This is a genomic window from Clostridium lamae (genome assembly GCF_033043255.1).
Taxonomy (GTDB): Bacteria; Bacillota; Clostridia; order Clostridiales; family Clostridiaceae; genus Clostridium; species Clostridium lamae.
Genome location: NZ_JASCQJ010000007.1, coordinates 59,577 through 79,413 on the forward strand (window position 1 = coordinate 59,577; position 19,837 = coordinate 79,413).

The 19,837-nt window shown below is 28.6% G+C and carries 17 protein-coding genes; 6 read left to right on the top strand and 11 right to left on the bottom strand.

All coding sequences use genetic code 11. The features are described from left to right. Positions 1 to 59: 59 nt before the first annotated feature. From QK892_RS05710 to QK892_RS05735, 6 genes are all read right to left on the bottom strand, one after another. Entirely contained in the window at positions 60 to 185 is a 126-nt protein-coding gene (locus tag QK892_RS05710) for a hypothetical protein (protein WP_317272568.1), read from the bottom strand. A gap of 633 nt (positions 186 to 818) precedes the next feature. Next, on the bottom strand, positions 819 to 2,084 hold the full coding sequence (locus QK892_RS05715; protein ID WP_317272569.1) for an MFS transporter: 1,266 nt from the start codon (positions 2,082 to 2,084) through the stop codon (positions 819 to 821). Beyond that, positions 2,081 to 2,875, bottom strand: coding sequence for an ABC transporter ATP-binding protein (locus QK892_RS05720; protein ID WP_317272570.1), 795 nt, complete (start codon positions 2,873 to 2,875; stop codon positions 2,081 to 2,083). Before QK892_RS05720 ends, QK892_RS05715 begins: the two co-directional genes overlap by 4 nt. A gap of 2 nt (positions 2,876 to 2,877) precedes the next feature. After that, on the bottom strand, positions 2,878 to 3,885 hold the full coding sequence (locus tag QK892_RS05725; RefSeq protein WP_317272571.1) for a FecCD family ABC transporter permease: 1,008 nt from the start codon (positions 3,883 to 3,885) through the stop codon (positions 2,878 to 2,880). Further along, positions 3,885 to 4,877 carry a FecCD family ABC transporter permease gene (locus QK892_RS05730; protein ID WP_317272572.1) on the bottom strand — a complete coding sequence of 331 codons (993 nt, stop codon included), beginning with the start codon at positions 4,875 to 4,877 and terminating at the stop codon, positions 3,885 to 3,887. Before QK892_RS05730 ends, QK892_RS05725 begins: the two co-directional genes overlap by 1 nt. Further along, on the bottom strand, positions 4,864 to 5,814 hold the full coding sequence (locus QK892_RS05735) for an iron-hydroxamate ABC transporter substrate-binding protein (protein ID WP_317272573.1): 951 nt from the start codon (positions 5,812 to 5,814) through the stop codon (positions 4,864 to 4,866). Before QK892_RS05735 ends, QK892_RS05730 begins: the two co-directional genes overlap by 14 nt. Positions 5,815 to 6,113: 299 nt before the next feature. On the opposite strand from QK892_RS05735, the gene QK892_RS05740 reads away from it, so the two are divergent. From QK892_RS05740 to QK892_RS05750, 3 genes are all read left to right on the top strand, one after another. Beyond that, the gene (locus QK892_RS05740) at positions 6,114 to 7,124 is read left to right on the top strand and encodes a helix-turn-helix domain-containing protein (protein WP_317272574.1); all 1,011 of its coding nucleotides are present in this window, start codon (positions 6,114 to 6,116) and stop codon (positions 7,122 to 7,124) included. Between the two features lie 149 nt (positions 7,125 to 7,273). Further along, positions 7,274 to 7,591: a nucleotidyltransferase family protein gene (locus tag QK892_RS05745; protein ID WP_317272575.1), complete on the top strand. Its 318-nt coding sequence runs from the start codon at positions 7,274 to 7,276 to the stop codon at positions 7,589 to 7,591. After that, positions 7,578 to 7,973 (top strand): nucleotidyltransferase substrate binding protein, encoded by a 396-nt coding sequence (locus QK892_RS05750; protein WP_317272576.1) that lies wholly within the window; start codon positions 7,578 to 7,580, stop codon positions 7,971 to 7,973. The genes QK892_RS05745 and QK892_RS05750 overlap by 14 nt, the downstream gene beginning before the upstream one ends. Positions 7,974 to 8,033: 60 nt before the next feature. Here the strand turns inward: QK892_RS05750 and yicI are convergent, their stop codons facing one another. The 4 genes from yicI to QK892_RS05770 all read right to left on the bottom strand — a co-directional run bounded on the left by yicI (position 8,034) and on the right by QK892_RS05770 (position 13,548). Beyond that, the gene (yicI, locus tag QK892_RS05755; protein ID WP_317272577.1) at positions 8,034 to 10,385 is read right to left on the bottom strand and encodes an alpha-xylosidase; all 2,352 of its coding nucleotides are present in this window, start codon (positions 10,383 to 10,385) and stop codon (positions 8,034 to 8,036) included. A 26-nt stretch (positions 10,386 to 10,411) separates the two neighbouring features. Beyond that, entirely contained in the window at positions 10,412 to 11,242 is an 831-nt protein-coding gene (locus tag QK892_RS05760) for a carbohydrate ABC transporter permease (RefSeq protein ID WP_317272578.1), read from the bottom strand. Beyond that, on the bottom strand, positions 11,242 to 12,120 hold the full coding sequence (locus QK892_RS05765) for a carbohydrate ABC transporter permease (protein ID WP_317272579.1): 879 nt from the start codon (positions 12,118 to 12,120) through the stop codon (positions 11,242 to 11,244). Before QK892_RS05765 ends, QK892_RS05760 begins: the two co-directional genes overlap by 1 nt. Positions 12,121 to 12,228: 108 nt before the next feature. Beyond that, complete coding sequence (locus QK892_RS05770) at positions 12,229 to 13,548, bottom strand: ABC transporter substrate-binding protein (protein WP_317272580.1); 1,320 nt, start codon at positions 13,546 to 13,548, stop codon at positions 12,229 to 12,231. 157 nt (positions 13,549 to 13,705) lie between these two features. Here QK892_RS05770 and QK892_RS05775 point away from each other — a divergent pair, with 157 nt between their 5' ends. The 3 genes from QK892_RS05775 to QK892_RS05785 all read left to right on the top strand — a co-directional run bounded on the left by QK892_RS05775 (position 13,706) and on the right by QK892_RS05785 (position 17,586). Continuing rightward, positions 13,706 to 15,574, top strand: a complete 1,869-nt coding sequence (locus QK892_RS05775) for a cache domain-containing sensor histidine kinase (RefSeq protein ID WP_317272581.1) — start codon at positions 13,706 to 13,708, stop codon at positions 15,572 to 15,574. Beyond that, the gene (locus QK892_RS05780) at positions 15,555 to 16,316 is read left to right on the top strand and encodes a response regulator transcription factor (protein ID WP_394855005.1); all 762 of its coding nucleotides are present in this window, start codon (positions 15,555 to 15,557) and stop codon (positions 16,314 to 16,316) included. Before QK892_RS05775 ends, QK892_RS05780 begins: the two co-directional genes overlap by 20 nt. Before the next feature lie 211 nt (positions 16,317 to 16,527). Continuing rightward, complete coding sequence (locus tag QK892_RS05785) at positions 16,528 to 17,586, top strand: alpha/beta fold hydrolase (protein ID WP_317272582.1); 1,059 nt, start codon at positions 16,528 to 16,530, stop codon at positions 17,584 to 17,586. Between the two features lie 259 nt (positions 17,587 to 17,845). Here the strand turns inward: QK892_RS05785 and QK892_RS05790 are convergent, their stop codons facing one another. After that, complete coding sequence (locus tag QK892_RS05790) at positions 17,846 to 19,801, bottom strand: MBL fold metallo-hydrolase (RefSeq protein WP_317272583.1); 1,956 nt, start codon at positions 19,799 to 19,801, stop codon at positions 17,846 to 17,848. Positions 19,802 to 19,837: the final 36 nt, after the last annotated feature.

Sequence of the window (19,837 nt, forward strand, 5' to 3'; positions counted from 1 at the left end):
CATATGAAATTATGAACTTGTCATTGAACTGTAGCTGTCCTCTTAAATAGTAATCACTTTTAAAAAAAAGCAGAATATTCATTTTCAGTTGCATTAACTACTGTTTCTAAAAGACTTGTTGGCAATATAGACATTACCATAAAGTAAGTTAAAACACTAGCAATAAATAATTTAAATTTTTTCATCTTCCCCTCCATATAATGTATATTTTACATAAACATTATATTATACACATTTTACAAATTCAACCATAAATTTAGCTTATTTTACATATTTTTTCAAATTTTATAAATTAATTTTATTTTCTTTAATAAAAATAATTTATTTCTAAACATTTATATAAAAAAAGCTCTGACTTAAAACAATATACCTATATTGCATTCAACCAGAGCTATAATAAACTTTCACTTTTATTCTTTCATTTTTTAATTCTTTCATTCTTTCATTTAAAAAAACTCCCGTAGGAGTTTTCACCATAATTATGCATTACGCACTTTAAACAATGCATAATGCATAATTGATAATGGATAATTTATGAAATAATTCAGACAAGCTAAAGGAATGCATAATGCATAATTGATAATGGATAATTAATGAAATAACTCAGGCAAGCTGAGTTATAAATTTTATAAACTCCGTAAGGAGTTTATTCCTCACTCATTTCATTTTTTGATGCTGATTTTGCTTCAGCAAAGAAGCTCTTCATTCTTTCATTTTTTCATTTCGATTTTGCGAATGCAAAAGTGAAGCTTCATTCTTTCATTCCTTCATTATTTCATAAAAAAAACTCCGTGAGGAGTTTTTACATCAATTATGCATTATGCATTATCAATTATGCATTTACTCTTCGCTTCTCTTGCATTCCACTTAACAAATACTATAAGTGCAAAATTAATTAGTGCTGTAATAAATAAAATTACTCCTATTGATATTCCAGAATCTATAATTTGCCCATATAGTAATTGTCCTGGGGCAACACTTACAGTTGCAACTGCTGTTGAAAATGCTGATACTCTTCCAAGCATTTCACCTGGAACTGATTTTTGTATAAAGGTTAATGTTAATACATTTGATAATGATAGTGATAGCATAATTGCCATTCCACCTATAGCAAATAAAGCTGCTAATGTATAGTTATTTGCTTTAATACTAGTTAAAGTTGACATTAGTGCAACTCCTATTATCATAGGAAAATATGTATAATGAACTTTTTCCATGGAAAACATCTTTGGTTTTATTGTTATCCAAAGTCCACCGAGTATCATTCCTAGTACAGATATTCCTTCTACTATTCCATATATTTCTGAAGATAATCCTAAGAATACATTTATAAAATATGGTGCAACTATTGATAGTATTGGTACTAAGAAAATATTACACATTGCATAAGATGCTATAATTCCTAGTACAATTTTCTTTTCTTTTTTTAGATAAATAAAGCTATGTTTCATATCTATAAAGGAATCTTTTACAAATCCTATAGATAAAACTTTATGATCTTTTTCACCTTCCTTTTTAACTACATCTGGAATTTCTAAGAATAATTCCATTATTGCAGATATTAAGAAGCTTATAGCATTTATTATAACTATTAGTTTAATTCCTACTAATCCATAAAGGACACCTGCAAATATAGGTGCTACAAAGTTTACAACTGATCCTACTTGATTTATTATTCCATTTGCTCTAGTTAGTTTATCTTCTTCTACAACTTGTGGAATTGAAGCTGTAACTGCTGGTCCGTACAATGTATAACAAATTGATAATATAAACATAACTACAGCAACTATTAATTCGTTATCTCTTCCTTGTAATAGTATAAAAGCATAAGCTCCTATTAATACTGAACAAAATAAATCTAAGTACACCATTATCTTTTTTCTATTTACCTTGTCTGAAAGCATTCCAGCAATTGGTGCAAATAAGATATAAGGTATAGTTGATATTGCTAGTATATTGGCAAAGGTAGCCGCACTACCTGTAAATTCTAATAAATACAAAGACATACTAAATCTTTGAATTGCATTTCCAAATAAGGAGATAATCTGCCCTATGACTATTATTATAAAGTTCTTGTTTTTCATGCACCCTCCCTCAGTAATTCGTATTCCATACATATTGGATATTTGCCATTTTCACTTTTTTGAAGATTAGCATCTATCCCATATATTTCTTTTAAATTCTCTTTATTAATTACATCTAATGGTCTTCCTTCGCAAATTATTTTTCCCTTTTTAAGGCCAATAATATTATCTGCAAATCTACAAGCATTATTAAGCTCATGTAAAACTATAACTACTGTAATATTCTTTTGTTTATTTAATTTTTCAAGTACTTCTAATACTTCTAACTGATATGACATATCTAAGTAAGTAGTTGGCTCATCAAGCATTATTATATCTGTCTCTTGAGCTAAAACCATAGCTATCCAAGCCCTTTGTCTTTGTCCTCCAGATAAGCTTTCAACTTCTCTGCTCGCAAATTCTGAAAGTCCAGTTTCATTTATTGCCCAGTCAATAATTTCTTTGTCATGAGCAGTAAGTCCACCAATCATCTTTTGATGAGGAAATCTTCCATAGGCAACTAATTCTTTTACAGTAAGACCACTTGGACAAACTGGCCCCTGTGGTAGAAAAGCTACTTCTTTTGCTATATTTTTTTCTTTTATCTTCTTTATATTTTTATTATTTATAAATATATCTCCACTTTTAGGTTTATTTATCCTCGCAATAGTCTTAAGTAAAGTTGATTTTCCGCATCCATTAGCTCCAATTATTATACTAATTTCTCCCTTTGGAATCTTTAAATTCATATCTTCAATTATAGTATTATTGTCATAAGCAACACTTAAATTTTTCACACTAATAGCTTCCATAATTATTTCTCCTTCATCATTAAATAAATAAAATATGGTACTCCAAATATTGATACTGTAATTCCTACTGGAATTTCAATTGGAGAAAATAAATTTCTTGAAACTGCATCTGCAAGAAGAATTATTATAACACTTATAATTGCTGAAATCACTATAAAATTCTTATGATAAGGACCTACTAGCTTTCTTGCAATATGAGGTGAGATAAGGCCTAAAAACCCTATATTTCCTGCAAAAGCTGTTGCTGTTCCAGCTAAAATTACTGCAAAGCTCAAGAACTTTTTTCTTTCTTTTTCTAGGTTTAATCCTAAGGATATAGAAAGTTCATCTGAAAGATTTAACACATCTAACTTTTTATGATTTAATAGAACTAATATGAACATTAATGTTACTATTGGAATTATTACCTTTGCATAGCTCCAACCTGATCCCCAAAGACTTCCTGATATCCAAATCAAAACTCTGTTGTAATCTCCAACTCCACCTCTAAAAGTAAAAAATGTTATAAAAGCATTAAGTCCAGCATTTAATCCTATACCTATTAATAGAAGCCTTTTAGGTCTTATCCCTTTTCTGCTCGATAGCATATACAATATAAATGAAGAAATCCCTGCTCCTACAATTGCCATTACAGGTAGCACAAAAATTGAAAGTTGTCCAAGTTCACTATAATAATTAGCAGTTTGATAAGTAATAAATAGTACTGCTGCAACTGCTGCCCCAGCATTTATCCCTATTATTCCTGTGTCTGCTAAATCATTTTTTGTTATAGTTTGAAGTATTGCTCCTGCTGTTGATAATCCAATTGCAACAAAGACTCCAACTAATAATCTTGGAAGTCTAATACTTAATATAGCTGTATTTTGAAGTTTTGTTCCATTTCCAAGAAGAGTTTTTATAACATCTAAAACTGATACTTTATATGTCCCCCAGCATAAAGTAACTGCAAAAGAGATAACTAATAAGACTAATAATATTATTAATGCTATTTTAAATTTCTTTTTTTTCATTATCCCCTCTCCCTTCTTGCAACTGCTATGAAAAATGGTATTCCAATAAGAGCTGTAAATACTCCAATTGGAGTTTCATATGGGTTAAACAGCATTCTTGCTGCAATATCTGCATAAGTTAGTAGAACTGCTCCAAGTAAAAATGAACAAGGTATATTTCTTCTATAATCTTCTCCTAAGATTTTTCTAACTATCTGTGGAACAATAAGTCCAACAAAAGCTATATTTTTCCCAACTGCAACTGCTGCTGCAACCATAGGTATCATAACCATAAGTGTTGTAAATCTTATTTTTTCTGGCTTTTCCCCAAGCCCAATGGCTACATCGTCTCCAAGATTTAATATATTGATTTTAGGTGATAATAATATTGCTATAATAAGTCCTATAATTCCTATAAAAAATACTAGTTTAAAATCTGCCCAGCTAGCACTTCTAAATCCACCTGAAACCCAAAATCCTATCATTTGTGATTGATTTGATAAAAGTCCAATTATTGTTGTTAAAGAAATAAAAAATGTGCTCATAGCTGTTCCTGCTAAAAGTATCTTTGCGATTGAATTATTGTTTGCTTTTTTAGATATAAATCCTAAAACTATAATTCCTGTTATAAGTGCTCCTATAAAAGAAGCTATCATTACATTTTGTGTATTTATTGCAATACCTGCTGCATAAAATATGGCTATTACTAATGTTGCTCCTTGGCTAACACCTAAAATAGATGGTTCAGCTATAGGGTTTCTAGTAACACCCTGAATCATTGCACCTGTTACTCCTAAAATTCCTCCTGTTAATAATACAGAAAGGACTCTGGGAATTCGCACATCTCTAACTAACATAAGCTCTAATGTTTCACTATAATTAAATATGCTATCCCAAATGTCCGAGAAACTAATATGAACTGATCCTAGCCTTACAGCTAGAACCAGTCCTCCTATTAAAAGTAACAAACTACAAATTACAAATATTATTGTACGTTTCTTACTTTGTTCCATTTAACATTTCACCTATTTCATCTACTAATAATTCTCTTCCTATTGAGCTATATCCTTGGTTAAAGTATGGTGATGCTTCTAATATTACCACTTTACCATCTTTAACTGCAGGTATGTTGTTCCATATTGAATTGCTTTCTAATTGTGCTAAATCTTCAGCAGTTGCTATTGCAAATATATAATCTGCTTTTATTGATGCTAAACCTTCATAAGTTACTACTGGAAGGCTAATATCACTTTGTTCTGGCATTCCTTCTGGTTTTGCAAGTCCCATATCTTCATATAAAACACTACCAAATCCTGCTCCATCAAATACGAAGAATTGACCACCGCTTGCTAAGAATGAAAGATATGTAGTATCTTCGCCATATTCTGATTTAATCTTATCTCCAGCTTCTTTTGCCTTTGCTTCATAATCTGCTAACCACTTATTAGCTGCATCTTCTTTTCCAAATACTTTTCCAACTGCTTTAACATCTTCTTTCCAATTTAATGCTTCTAATTGAATCATAACTGTTGGAGCAATTTCACTTAATTGATCATACATCTTTTCTTGAACTGTTGATATAACTATTAAGTCTGGATTTAAGTTCATAACTGCTTCTATATCCATAGTATCTTGCATGCTATAACCTAATATCTCTGCTCCTTCTAATGTTTTTTCTAAGTATGAAGGGAACTTAGTATAATCATAAGCATCACTATTTGCAGTTCCTATAACTTTATATCCTAAAATTGATAAAATATCACTATTACCACTTAAATCTACTATTCTTTGAGGTTCTGCTGGTATCTCCACTTCTCCCCTAACGTCTGTAACTGTTACTGTCTTTTCTGAAGTTTTATCATTACTTGTACCACCATTAATCCCACATCCTACTAGCATTACTGCAGTCATGCATGAAACTACTAAGGTTTTTAATAAATTTTTTTTCATATTATACCTCCATTAAACTTTTTGACTATTTTTCCACATTTCTGTTATCCGTAATGAATTGTATATGATATTCATTCTCATTACAACACTTGCACCTAATTTAATAATTTTATCATCTATTAGGATAAAATTGTGATATAATCTTTATATACTTTAGGAATAAACGAACTTAATGGATATACTTTATTATCTAATATTATTATTCCCGTACATAAATTAAAAATGTAAAAACAGTAGTGAGAAATTATGGATAGATTTTTTATATTTAGAAATTAATTTTTTAAAAGTGAGGATAAACTATGACTTGTAATACAACAAAAGAATTTCAAAACAAGGTATTAGAGAAAATTACATTTTCTTCTTTTCCTATGAAAAATTACACTATATATAAAAATGAACATAGACCAGATCTCGGTTATCTTATTAAATATTCTAGAGAGGGTTATTATGACTTTGGTATTGGAGACTATACAATTCCTGAAGATTTTTCTCTTTCTTTTGAACATAAAGAACAAATGCTTCGTTTTGGAACTGTTTATATGGGTGAAACTAAATTTAAAATAGAAAATAATCCCATTTCTTCATTTACTCCCTCTTCATTCTTTATTGTAGAAAAAGGGCTAAAAGGTAGACAATCATGGAAGAAAGGTCAACATTTTCATGGTGTAGAAATAACAATTTATAAGAAATACTTTGATGAGGTAATTAGTCCAAACTTTGGAGATGCAATAGATTTTAATAATTTCATTCAAAATTATACTTATCGTTATTTACCTCTTGAAATAGCTACAATTATTCAAAATTTAAGAAGCTTAGCCCAAGTTAATAATCTAACTCCTTTATATCTAGAAAGTAAAATTCTAGAATCAATCGATTTACTTTCTAAAGAGATATGTTCATCACCAGAAAATGCTTTTACAAATCAATTAAATTATGGTGAAGTAAAAATCGGAAATAACAGATTTATTAAGTTAACAGCTTCTGATGCTAATGCAATTCAAAAGGCTTATGATATTTTAACTAAGGAAGCTTGTAATCCTCCTACTATTAAAAGTTTAAGTAAAAGGGTTTTTCTTAATGAACAAAAATTAAAGGCAGGATTTTCTGCAAAGTATCATATGTCTATTAGTCAGTACACGACATCTATTCGAATGGCAATGGCAGAAAATTTATTATCCACGACAGAGTTAAGTATTGACGAGATATCTAAGATGGTTGGCTACAATTATAGTGGAAACTTTGTAAAGATGTTTAAGAAGGTTCATGGAAAAACACCACTAGCCTTTAGAAAATGTAAAAATGCACTGTAAATGTAAAATTAAAAATGTAGAATTATTGATATAATTCCTCATTCTTCTGAATTTCTTAAATATATTTGTTTGCTTGTTTAATTAATTTTTATTTATGTATATAATATTATAAAGAAGTATTGTTTTCTATAATTATAGGAGGTGAGTTTTTGCTTACTAATGTTGAATTTAATTTAGATAAAAAAATAGTAGAAGAAATCTATGAAATAGCATGTAAATATAATGGTATTCATAAAATTCTTTTGTTTGGTTCTAGGGCCCGTATGGATAATTCACCTAAAAGTGATATAGATTTAGCAATATATATTGATGATACTTCATCTAACTTATCAGATTTTATATATGAAATAGAAAATAATACAAGTACATTACTAGAATTTGATTTTACTAATATTAATGAAGTACACGATACTTTTTTTATAGAACAAGTTGAAAGAGAGGGAATCCCTATATATGAGAAATGTTGAATTTAAATATATGAATTTAAAAAAAGCATATATTAAACTTAAAGAAGTTAGTGATTTATACGATGGAAATAACGATATAATTAGAGATTCTTTAATTCAAAGATTTGAGTTTACTTATGAGCTAACTCATAAGACGCTAAAAGAATTTATGAAATATTTAGGTGTTACATTAGAAAACTCTTTTCCAAGAACAATATTTAAAAAAGCATATGTAAATAATTTGATTTCTGACGATAAGGTTTGGATTAATCTTTTAGAAGACAGAAACTCAACCTCTCATATTTATAATGAAAATATAGCTCAAGAAATTGCAGATAGAGTAAAAAATCAATATGTTCATGCTATTAATGAACTAATAGATAATTTAGAAAAATTATTATAATAAAGGTGCTGTAATAACAACACCTTTATTTAATCTACCAAAATTAATAACAACAATTTCTTAAAACAGATTTATAGTCACTTTAACATCTCCAGATTGTAATTTAACTCTTGTATCATTTTCTTCTATAGTAAATTCTGCTCCTTCAATGTCCTTAATATTTGATATATCTTTTAATACTAACTCCCACTCTTCATCTGTTCCATGAGATTCAATTGATATATTATTTTGAAGCTTTAATACTTCTACTGAAAGTGCTTCATTATTATTTAAGTCTAAAACCTTTGTGCTTGCTTTAATATTATCCTTTAATTTATATGCTATTATTGTAACATTTTCTCTATAATTATAATCTGGGATACTATCTTCTTTTCCTATTGCAATTAAACTATTTTCTTTAACCATCATTGGTATGCTTAAATAATCATGATTTTCCTTAATCCATCTTCCGCCTTCATAAACTTTTCCACTAATGAAGTTAATCCAAGTACCATTTGGTAAATAGTATTTAGCCTCTCCCCTATCATTTAATATAGGTGCTACTAATATACTATCTCCAAGCATATATTGTTTATCTAAATATGAACAAGCTTCATCATCTTCATATTCTAATACCATCGATCTCATAACAGGTAGTCCTGTATTATGAGTTATATTTGCCATATTATATAAATAAGGCATAATACTACACTTTAATTTTGTGAAGAACCTTACTACGTCACAAGCCTCTTCATCATATAGCCATGGAACTCTGTAAGATTTACTTCCATGTAATCTACTATGAGAAGATAATAATCCAAAGGCAGCCCATCTCTTATATACATCTGCTGTTGATGTACTTTCAAATCCACCTATATCGTGGCTCCAAAATCCAAAGCCAGACATACATAATGATAATCCTCCTCTTAAACTTTGCTCCATAGCTTCATAATCTGCTTCACAATCACCACCCCAATGTACAGGGAACTTTTGCCCACCAACTGTTGCTGATCTTGCAAATAATACAGCGTCATTTTCACCCTTGTATTTCGTAAGAGTTTCAAATACAACTTCATTATATAAATAAGTATAGAAATTATGCATCTTCTTCGTATCTGCCTTATTAAAGTACTCTACATTCTCTGTAGGAATACGCTCAGCAAAGTCTGTTTTAAAGCAATCTACTCCCATATCTATTAACTCTTTAAGCTTCTCCGAATACCAATTACATGCATCTGGATTTGTAAAATCAACTAAGGCCATTGCAGGTTGCCACATATCCCATTGCCATACATCTCCATCTGGTTTCTTTAAGAGATATCCCTTTTCCATACCTTCATCAAATAGCTTTGACTCTTGTCCAATATAAGGATTTATCCATACACATATCTTTAATCCCTTTTCTTTTAATCTTGCTAACATTTCCTTTGGATTTGGAAAAACTCTATCATCCCATTCAAAATTACACCAATTAAACTCCTTCATCCAAAAACAATCAAAGTGAAATACTCTAAGTGGAATATCCCTATCTGCCATTCCATCTATAAAACTATTTACAGTTTCCTCATCATAATTTGTTGTAAAGGAAGTTGTAAGCCATAGCCCAAAGGACCACGGTGCTGGTAAAGCAGGTTTTCCAGTAAGACTTGTATAGTTCTTAATAACATCTTTTATTGTTTCACCACTTATTATAAAATAATCTAAACATTCTCCTTCAACACTAAATTGAACCTTATTAACTTTTTCAGATGCAACTTCAAAAGATACCTTTTCTGGATGATTTACAAAAACTCCATATCCTCTATTTGTTACATAAAAGGGAATATTTTTATAGCTTTGCTCTGTACTTGTTCCTCCATCTTCATTCCATATATCTACAGTTTGTCCATTCTTGACAAAGGAAGTGAATCTTTCTCCTAATCCATATACTAGCTCACCAACGCTTAATCTTAATTCTTCTTTAAAATAAACACCATCTTCTTCTATTTTTAAAAAGTCTTTTTCTTCCTTAGTTTTTACATAAGCAAGTCCCTTATTTTCACTACAAGTTAACTTTTTACTACCTCTATAATAAGACATTTCCCACTTTTCTTTATTAAGTATCATTTTAGTTTTTCCTGATTGAAAAGTTATCTCTTTTTCATTTTCATCAATTAATGCTTTTGTATTTTTATCTTCATTTAATTCAAATTTAGGCTCACTTTCTTTTCTTCCTCTAAAATGATAGGCTCTAATTCTAATTATGTCTTCCATTGGTGATGAAATTTTATAAGTTATTACTGCTCCACCTAAGGTGTCTCCCCTTGTATTTATTTTTGTACAAGGTGCATATATTGTTAAAACTCCATCTTCTATCTTAGTGCTATAGGCTTCTTTAGGACTAAAAATCTTTACTCCCTCTTTATCTAACCAGCATCCATTGCTAAATTTCATAAAACTCTCTCCTTTATAAAATATACTTAACCCTTTACTGCTCCTGATGAAACTCCTCCAACTATATATTTTTGACCTAATATAAATACTATTAATACTGGAAGTAAGGTTAATATTATATCTGCACTAACTAAATGCCATGAATTTTCATAAGTACCAAAGAAATTATAAACTGCTAAAGTCATTGGCCATTTTTTAGAGTTATTTAGATAATATAGTGGCATTTGGAAGTCATTCCATACTGCCATGAAATTTAATACAAATAGTGTTGAAATTACAGGCTTTAATAAAGGTAAAATAATTTTTACAAATAATTTTATTGGTCCGCATCCATCTATTACTGCTGCCTCATCTATTTCCCTAGGAATAGTCGATATAAATCCATAGCATAAGAATAAGCTAAGTGGGATATTTATTGCTGCATAAATCAGTATTACTCCAATTCTTGTATTATTAAGACTTAAAGCCTGCATAACCTTCATTAAGGCTACATTATTTATCGGTATAGCTATTCCAGAAATTATGAAATAATAAATTATATTATTAAGCCCTCTTCTATTTCTAGCAATAACAAAAGCTGCCGCTGCTACAACAATTACAATTATTAATACACTTGAAAAAGAATATAAAAGACTGTTAAAAAATGATGATATAAGCTTTCCTTCTTCAATTACTGTTGTATAGTTTTCAAATTGCCATGTAGTTGGCAAGGAAAGTGACATTTTAGTAGATTCACCTTTAGTCTTAAATGAATTAAGAAGCAATACTACTAGAGGTAATAGTACGATTAAACTTATGAAAATTGTAGTAATATTTGCTATTAAAGCTTTTGCTATTTTTTTTATTGAGATTTTCATTAAGCTTCAACCTCCTTATTTTCCATAGACTTAATAATAAAGTACACAAGAAGAAGTAATATGAAAAATAAAATGCTAGATAACGTTGTACCCATTGCATAATTTCCTTTTGAAAACTCTTTATAAACTGCTGTATTAATTACTCCTGTTGCATTTCCTGGTCCACCATTTGTTAATGAGTAAATCATATCAAATACTCTAAATCCATATGTTACATTAAGCACAGTAGCATTAATAATAATTGGTTTTATTAATGGAAGTGTTATAGATTTTAATTTTTGCCACCCTGATGCTCCATCAATACTTGCTGCTTCATAATATTCTGGTGAAATTGACATTAAGCCAGCTATTATTACCACCATTATATATCCCATTCCCTTCCAAGTATCAACTGCCATTACTGTAGAAAAAACTATATTCAAATCTGTTAACCAACTTCTTGTAAATACCTCTAAACCCATGGTATCTAAAAAGTTATTTAAAAAACCTGTTGTTGGATGTAATATACTTTTGAAAACAAGACCAACTACTAGGTATGACATTACTTGGGGAGAAAAAATAATCATTCTATGAAGATTTTTAAATTTAATTATTTTTTGTGTTAATAATAGTGCTAGAGCTAAACCTACTACTGTTTTTAGAATTGTTGTAACTGCTGTAAATGAAATAGTGTTCCAAATATATGTTGCGTATTCAGGTTTCCCTTTAAATACTTCTATATAATTTTTTAATCCTACAAAATTAACTTCACTAGAAAAATTATTCCAATCTGTGAAAGAATATAAAATTCCTATGATTCCTGGTAAAAAGCAAAATAGGAAAAATATAATAAGTGCTCCACTTGTAAAATACCACGGATATATCTTTTTTCTATCCATAATACTCCTCCCTCTATTTCATGATTTTTTAATAAAATGAAGGAAATAAAACTTCATTTTACTCCTTCATTTTAATTAACTTTTATTTATTTATAATTTAATTGTTTATTACTTATCCCAATATTCATCTTTTTGTAATTCTGCTTGCTCTGTACGTCTATCCATAATTGTCTTTAAAACTTCTTCAGGAGTAAGAGCACCAGTGTACATAGCTTCTAAATCTTTACCAACTTCCATCCATTGGCTATCTATATATTTAACTCCAACTTGTACTACCATTCCTTTTTCTAAGGAATCAATATATGCTTGGTCTTCTTCTGAATATCTTGATTCAACTTCTGGCCAACATAATTCAGATAAACCAGGTTGTCCTTCTAATCGTTTTTTTAGATTTTCTGGTCTTGCTAAGAATTCAAAGAACTTTAATGCAGCTTCTGTATTCTTACCATTTTTATTTATAAAGTACGCATTACTTGCTGGATTTACTCCAATAGCTTGATTATCGCCCCAAGGCATTACGAAAATTCCTAATTTATCAGTATCAAAATCTGGATAATCTGCTTTAACTTCATTTCTCCATGCTGATTCTGCCATAAACATTGCTGCTTCTTCATTTGCTATAACTCCTTTTGCATTTTCTACTGAGTTACTTAAGAAGTCATCACCATAGAACCCTAAATCAGCAAATTCTTTTAATTGTTTTATAATTGTTAATAGCTCTGGTATTGAATCTAAATCTACTTCATTTGTGTTAAGCTTTTCATAAAGGTCTTCATGTTTTTGTTGGTACATTCCACCTGTCTCAAATAAAGGAAGAACTTGATGCCATCCATTTTGAGTTGCTTCATATATAGGCGTTATACCTGAATCCTTAATTGCTTGGCTTACCTTTTTAAATTCTTCATATGTTGTTGGTACTTCTAAACCTAATTTATTAAATATTTCTTTATTATAAACGTAGAAATACATTTTCTTTCCTGGGAAAGTTATACCATATACTTTATCCTTATATGAAATTGATGGAAGAACATTAGGGTCCATTCTTGAAACCCATTCTTCATTACTTACATCTAAAACATATTTTTCAGGATTTACTCTAGTAACTAAGTTTAATGGGTCTGCATCAGCAGCAAAAATATCTGGAGCTTCTCCTGAATCCAATTTAACTTTTAAGAGATCTCTCCATTGTGCATCTGGTGAAATTTGAAAATCGATTTTAATTCCTGTTTCCTCTTCAAATTCCTTTGCTAAATCTTGAACTATACCTGAAGTAGGAAGTCCTGATTGATGTGAACCAAATGTTAATGTTATTGACTCATTACTTGATGAATCTGTTGGTGTAGATGCACCACCGCATCCAACCATAAGTCCACCTGAAAGTATTCCTGCCATAACAGCAGTAGTAATTTTTCTCATTCTCTTTACCATAGCAATTCCTCCCATTTTATATAATATTCCCCGCATAAACTCTTGCTGTTCACATTTTTATGATATCATTTACATCTATTGTTTTACATGGATAAAATAGAACTTTCGCTTGTACTTTTTTGAACTGTATTTTATAATATCTTCAAAGGTGGTAAATATGAAAAATAGATTTTATTATTCTCAAAAAAGATTTCTATTTATTATTTATAGTTTTTTGGTAATATCTTTAATGTCAATTTTCTTTATTTATTTTTACTCTTCTTATAAAGATAGTATTATAAAAGATGCAAAAGTAAAAATAGAATCTTTAAGTACTTCTGTTAAAAATTCATTAAATGACCAATTAAATAATATGTCTACAATATCTATGAATATTGTTTATTCCAATGCTATAAAAAAGAATTTTACTAGTTTTTCTAGATATTATACTACTGATAATAATTCACCAAATTTTCTTGATTTAAGAGAAAACGTTTTATCTTTATACGATATTATTACTTCAATTATTGGTACCTTTCAATCTGCCACTCAAGTTAATCTTTATACATTAAATGGAATTAGTATTGGTTCTGGTTATTATCAGGGAATAGATGAAATTAATCTAGAGAGCTTATCTTGGTATAAAGAAACAGTTGCCAAAAATGGTTTCAAGCATATATCACAAATCGATCGTCTTCCAAACAGTGAGTATTCACATATAGAATATTCTAAATATCTAACCTTAACTCGTTTATTTTTTAATAATAGTAATGAACCAGAAGGAATTGTAGAGGTAATTCAAGATTATAAAATTATCTTTGGTTTATTATCTGAATTACACCAAAAGAATCCAGATACATCATTTTATATATTTAATGAAAAAAAAGAATTAATCTATCCTTATACAAGTAATATAGATGTAGAAGTTGATTTTATAAAATTACTAGAAAAAAACTCACTTTCACCAGTCTCTGCTAAATTTATAAAGGCTGATGATAATAATGAATACCTTGTATCTTATGAAAAATTAGAACCATATAATTGGACAATAATTATAAGTGAACCAAAAAGCTTTGTATTAGAATCATTGAATTCTTTTCAAATTAGCTTTGTATTTATTATATTGATATCGTTACTATTTACATTAATACTATGCTTTATAATTTCTAGCAGGATTACCTTACCTTTAACCAAGCTAAGTAATGAAACAAAAAATATTACACTATCCAATGTTCTTTCTGACAATGAAATAATAATTCCTCACACTCATTCAAATATTAAGGAAATACATGAATTATATAACTCATTTATAAATATGTACAGAAAACTTAGAGAATCTTCTCATGAAGTTTTATTAGTAAAGTCTGAGGAAACTCGTGCAAAATTGCAGGCTACACAATCAGTAGTAAATCCTCATTTTCTATATAATAGTCTTACTAATATAAGCGTAATGGCTGAAGAAAATATGAATGATGATATTATTAAAATGTGCAACTCTCTTTGTAGTTATTTTAGGTATCTAGCTGATAGTTCTGAAAATATTGTTCCTTTATTTGAAGAAATTTTATTTACTGAGAAATATATAGACTGTATGAAAATAAGGTATGGTGATTCATTTATATATGAGTCAAGTATTGATGAAGATACTAAAAATATTTTAATTCCGAAATTGATACTTCAACCTTTAATCGAAAATGTTTTTAAACATGGATTTAATACCTCTCCACCTTGGCATTTAAGAATAACATCTTGCATTGATAATAAAAGATGGAAAGTTATCATCGAAGATAACGGCGGATGTTTATCTAATAATAAAAAGGACGAGCTTCTATTTAAGTTTGATAATTTAGATAAGAATAAAGAATTAAATTCTCTAAAAATAGGAGGAATGGGGCTAAAAAGTATCTATATAAGATTAAAACTTCTTTACGAAGATGAATGCATTTTTTATATTGATAATTCAACTGAAGGAAAAACAGCTTTCATAATTGGAGGACCAATTTATACGAATAAGGAGGATTTTTATAATGATCATACACAAATATAAATATATTGTGGCTGAAGATGAATATTTAATTAGACAAAATTTAATTAAAAAGATTGAAGCATTATCTATTCCTCTAGAATTAGTTGGTGAAGCAAATAATGGTGACGAAGCTATAAAGTTAGTTAACGAATTGTGTCCATCTATTGTAATTACTGATATAAAAATGCCTGGTTCAGATGGATTATCTCTAATAAAATATATTTATCATAATTATCCTTATATAAAAATTCTAGTTCTTAGTGGATATGATGACTTTAATTATGCTAAAACTGCTTTAAAATATGATGCTAAGGATTTTCTGTTAAAGCCAGTTAAAATAGATGAATTAAACTCTTCACTGCAAAATATCTTAGTTATCCTTGATTCAGAAAATAAGGAAAATGATTATTTTTCAGTTGATCCACATAAGTTAAAGCCAGAAGATTTAGGTGCACTTCTTGAAAAATATATACTAAATAATTATTCATCAATAGATTCAATTTACGATATTTCAGATAAATTTGGTTTTACTAATGAATACTTAATTAAGATATTGAAAAAATTCACTGGTGATACTCCTAATAAATATCTTACAAAGATTAGGATAAATAAAGCAAAACAACTTTTAATAAATAATCCAGAATTAGAAATAAAGAATATCTGTGAACTAGTTGGATATAAAGACGCATCATACTTTAGTAAAGTATTTAAATCAAATGTTGGTGTCTATCCTAGTGATTTTAGAAATCAAAATTCCATTTAAGATAAGACTCTTTATAGTTAACATTTTTCTATATAATATTCTGTTTTAAAATGTTGTTGGTAATTCTATATCTATCATATAACTATCTGTTTTAAAATGTTGTTGGTGTATAACTATATTTAATAAAACATAAACTTATTAAATAATCGTATTATTATTTAACTTAGTTATTTTTAAATTAATATAAATATGACTTTGAAAGGGGAAGAATGTGAATACGAACCCAAAAATAAAGCGTAAACTATTAAAAATTATTTTCATTATATTAATTATTATAGTAATTTTTTTATTAGTCCAGTTTTTTAAACCTACATGGACTCCTAAACTAAAAGGTGAAAATAGTATAAGTGAATTACGTAAAGTTAAAATAAATGAAACCAAATTAGAGATTATGATTAGAGGACATAATAAACAAAATCCAATTGTTTTATTTGTTCATGGTGGTCCATGTTGTTCTGAAATACCATATGTGAGGAAGTATCAAGATTTATTGGAAAAGGATTTTACTATTGTCCATTATGATCAAAGAGGTAGTGGAAAATCCTATGATTTTAATACTGATTATACAGATGTTTATGCTAGTACTCATGTTAAAGATTTAATTGAACTTACAAAATATCTTAAGGACTATCTAGGACAAGAAGAAGTGATTTTGATTGGACATTCATATGGAACATATATATCAACAATGGCAGTAAATCAAGAGCCTGAATTGTATAAGGCTTATGTTGGAATAGGCCAAGTATCTAATAATGTTGAAAGTGAGTTAGACGGACTTAATAAATCTATAAATGCTGCAAAAGTAGCTGGAAATATGGAAGATGTTAAGGACTTAGAAAGTCTTACAGATGCCATTGAAAAAGGCAATGCTATTACTCCACGTCAATATGTTAGAAAATATGGTTTTGCTGCAAGAAATATTGATGAAAATGAAGATTATCTCAAGGGATTTTGGTTCGGTCCTGAATACAATTGGACTGATGTAATTCGTTATTTTACTTCAATATCTAAATATCAAGATCAATTAACTATGGAAACAGTAAAGTATCCAATAGCTGATATTGTAAAAGAAATTGATATTCCAGTATATTTTGTTATGGGAAAATACGATGCTATGACTTCACCAGAAGTAGCTAAAAAATACTTAACAAGTTTAGGTGGCAAAGGAATAAAAGAAATGGTTATATTTGAAGATTCTGCCCATTATCCACAATTTGAAGAAAAAGATAAATTTTATGAATGGATGTGTAATACGTTTTTAAAACAGTAGCATTTTTACCGAATTAAAAACCATATATCAATAGAAAAAATAGTTTTCAATTATAAAAATACCTATTGTAATATTTTTAGAATAATTTGAAAATTATCAACAATTATTATTAGCTTATCCACCGTTCCAGTTTATAACTCTACTTTTATTGTTGATAATTTCTGAATATTCTAATTAAACTGTTATTAATCATTACTATAGACTTCAAATAGTATATATTATTAAGAGTACACTTATATCTAGAGTGTACTCTTTTTCTTTAATACTCTACATTCCAATCTTTATCTGTAGAATAAACTTTTATATTGCCTCTCCAAGTCTCAAGTAAATCTACATCGTAATCCTTAAGTAATTTATTTAAGCCACTATTTGAATTAGCTGGATTATATATTCTTTTACCTCTTGTTACAACCCCGAATGTAGGTCTTAAAGCATCTATGAATTCTTGGCTAGTTGATGTGTCCATGCCATGATGTGCAATTTTTAATACATCTATAGTCTTATTTGGAAGTAAGCCTAGATTAATCATATCTCGTTCTACCTGCATATGGATATCTGAAGCAAGTATCATATTAAAATCATAGTAGCTAGCAGAAATAACAGCTGAATCATTATTGAAAGAACAATAATCTAATCCTGTTATTGTAGATGGATCTTTATCTAAGTAGTTTTGCTTATATGTTTTATTAGGATGTATAAACTTTAATATATTATTATTATCTATATATGAATTTGATGTTGTGTCATATACTTCTACACCTTTCTCACTAACTAATTTCATGACACTATCATAAAATTGATAACAATAATTCATACAATTTATATTATATCCGTGATTTTCAATACTCTCTGCTCCTTCAAAACCATCATATTTTTTCATTTCAATATCATGGGGATAATAGAATTTATTCACTTTAAAATTTTGTAAAACTTCTATAAGACCCCCTATATGATCTGAATGTGGATGTGTATTTATTACATAATCTATATCTTTAATTCCATCTTCTTCTGCTAAATTTCTTGTATTTAAATATTCAACTACATATCTCCCATTCCAAGCTTCACCACCGTCTATTAATACATCATCTCCATTTGGAAGCTCAATATAAATTGCATCTGAATCTCCTGTGTTTAAAAATTCAACGAATAGATATGGTTTTTTCTCTATTTTTCTTAAATATTTTCCTGAAGAATCAAAGTCATAGGATTCGCCACTTATAACTGATTCTCCTGTAGCCATAATCCCTTCACCATTAAACCAATATTTAATTCCACTTATTGTTCTCCATTCATTAGTTAATCTTCTCCCACTTGCATCAAGATAATACCAATTATTATTTAACTCTCTCCAACCAGTAGCCATTTGCCCACTAGAATCTAGATAATACCATAATCCATCTACATTATTCCATCCTGTCACCATCTTGCCTTCATAATCCATAAGATACCATTTAGAATTAATATAATTCCATCCAGTAGCCATAGCCCCTGAGTTTTTTAAATAATACCATTTATTATTGTAAAATATCCAACCTGTTACCATTTCACCACTACTATTTAAATAATAATTTGTTCCATTATCGTTAACCCATCCCGTCAACATAATTCCATCATTATTCATAAAGTACCATTTATTACTTAAGTACCTCCATCCCCTTGCCATAGCTCCTGATGAATCAAAATAATACCACTTATTATTTATATTTTTCCAGTTTGTTTGCATTGAACCATCTGAATTTAAATAATATTTATTTTTACCATCATCAATGAATCCAACTGCCATACCTCCGTCATTCTGTAGATAATACCATTTATTGCTTAAATATCTCCAACCACTTGCCATAGCTCCTGAGGAATCAAAATAATACCATCTATCATTTATATACTTCCATCCAGTTACCATAGCTCCACTACTTGTTAAATAGTACTGATAATTTCCATCTTTAATCCATCCTGTTTCCATAACAGCTGTTTCGTAGTTTAAAAAATACCAGTTATTTTTTTCATATAGCCATCCTTTTTTTAACTTTCCATTTCCTTCATGATAATACCATTTGTCACTTAATAAATTCCATCCTATACTTGTAAACTTTAGATTCGTAGCAAATGAATTTTTGATATCATTTGTTGTAGCTTCTATTTTTGATATAGTCAGACTTAAAATAACACAACCAAAAATAATTAATTTGCATATTAAATTAACTCCTTTTTTCAAAAAATCAACTCATTTCTATTAAATTTAATGATTCAT

Coding starts and splice junctions, on each gene's coding strand:
- QK892_RS05710 (WP_317272568.1), bottom strand. CDS start 185: ATGAAAAAATTTAAATTATTTATTGCTAGTGTTTTAACTTACTTTATG.
- QK892_RS05715 (WP_317272569.1), bottom strand. CDS start 2,084: ATGAAAAACAAGAACTTTATAATAATAGTCATAGGGCAGATTATCTCC.
- QK892_RS05720 (WP_317272570.1), bottom strand. CDS start 2,875: ATGGAAGCTATTAGTGTGAAAAATTTAAGTGTTGCTTATGACAATAAT.
- QK892_RS05725 (WP_317272571.1), bottom strand. CDS start 3,885: ATGAAAAAAAAGAAATTTAAAATAGCATTAATAATATTATTAGTCTTA.
- QK892_RS05730 (WP_317272572.1), bottom strand. CDS start 4,877: ATGGAACAAAGTAAGAAACGTACAATAATATTTGTAATTTGTAGTTTG.
- QK892_RS05735 (WP_317272573.1), bottom strand. CDS start 5,814: ATGAAAAAAAATTTATTAAAAACCTTAGTAGTTTCATGCATGACTGCA.
- QK892_RS05740 (WP_317272574.1), top strand. CDS start 6,114: ATGACTTGTAATACAACAAAAGAATTTCAAAACAAGGTATTAGAGAAA.
- QK892_RS05750 (WP_317272576.1), top strand. CDS start 7,578: ATGAGAAATGTTGAATTTAAATATATGAATTTAAAAAAAGCATATATT.
- yicI (WP_317272577.1), bottom strand. CDS start 10,385: ATGAAATTTAGCAATGGATGCTGGTTAGATAAAGAGGGAGTAAAGATT.
- QK892_RS05760 (WP_317272578.1), bottom strand. CDS start 11,242: ATGAAAATCTCAATAAAAAAAATAGCAAAAGCTTTAATAGCAAATATT.
- QK892_RS05765 (WP_317272579.1), bottom strand. CDS start 12,120: ATGGATAGAAAAAAGATATATCCGTGGTATTTTACAAGTGGAGCACTT.
- QK892_RS05770 (WP_317272580.1), bottom strand. CDS start 13,548: ATGGTAAAGAGAATGAGAAAAATTACTACTGCTGTTATGGCAGGAATA.
- QK892_RS05775 (WP_317272581.1), top strand. CDS start 13,706: ATGAAAAATAGATTTTATTATTCTCAAAAAAGATTTCTATTTATTATT.
- QK892_RS05780 (WP_394855005.1), top strand. CDS start 15,555: ATGATCATACACAAATATAAATATATTGTGGCTGAAGATGAATATTTA.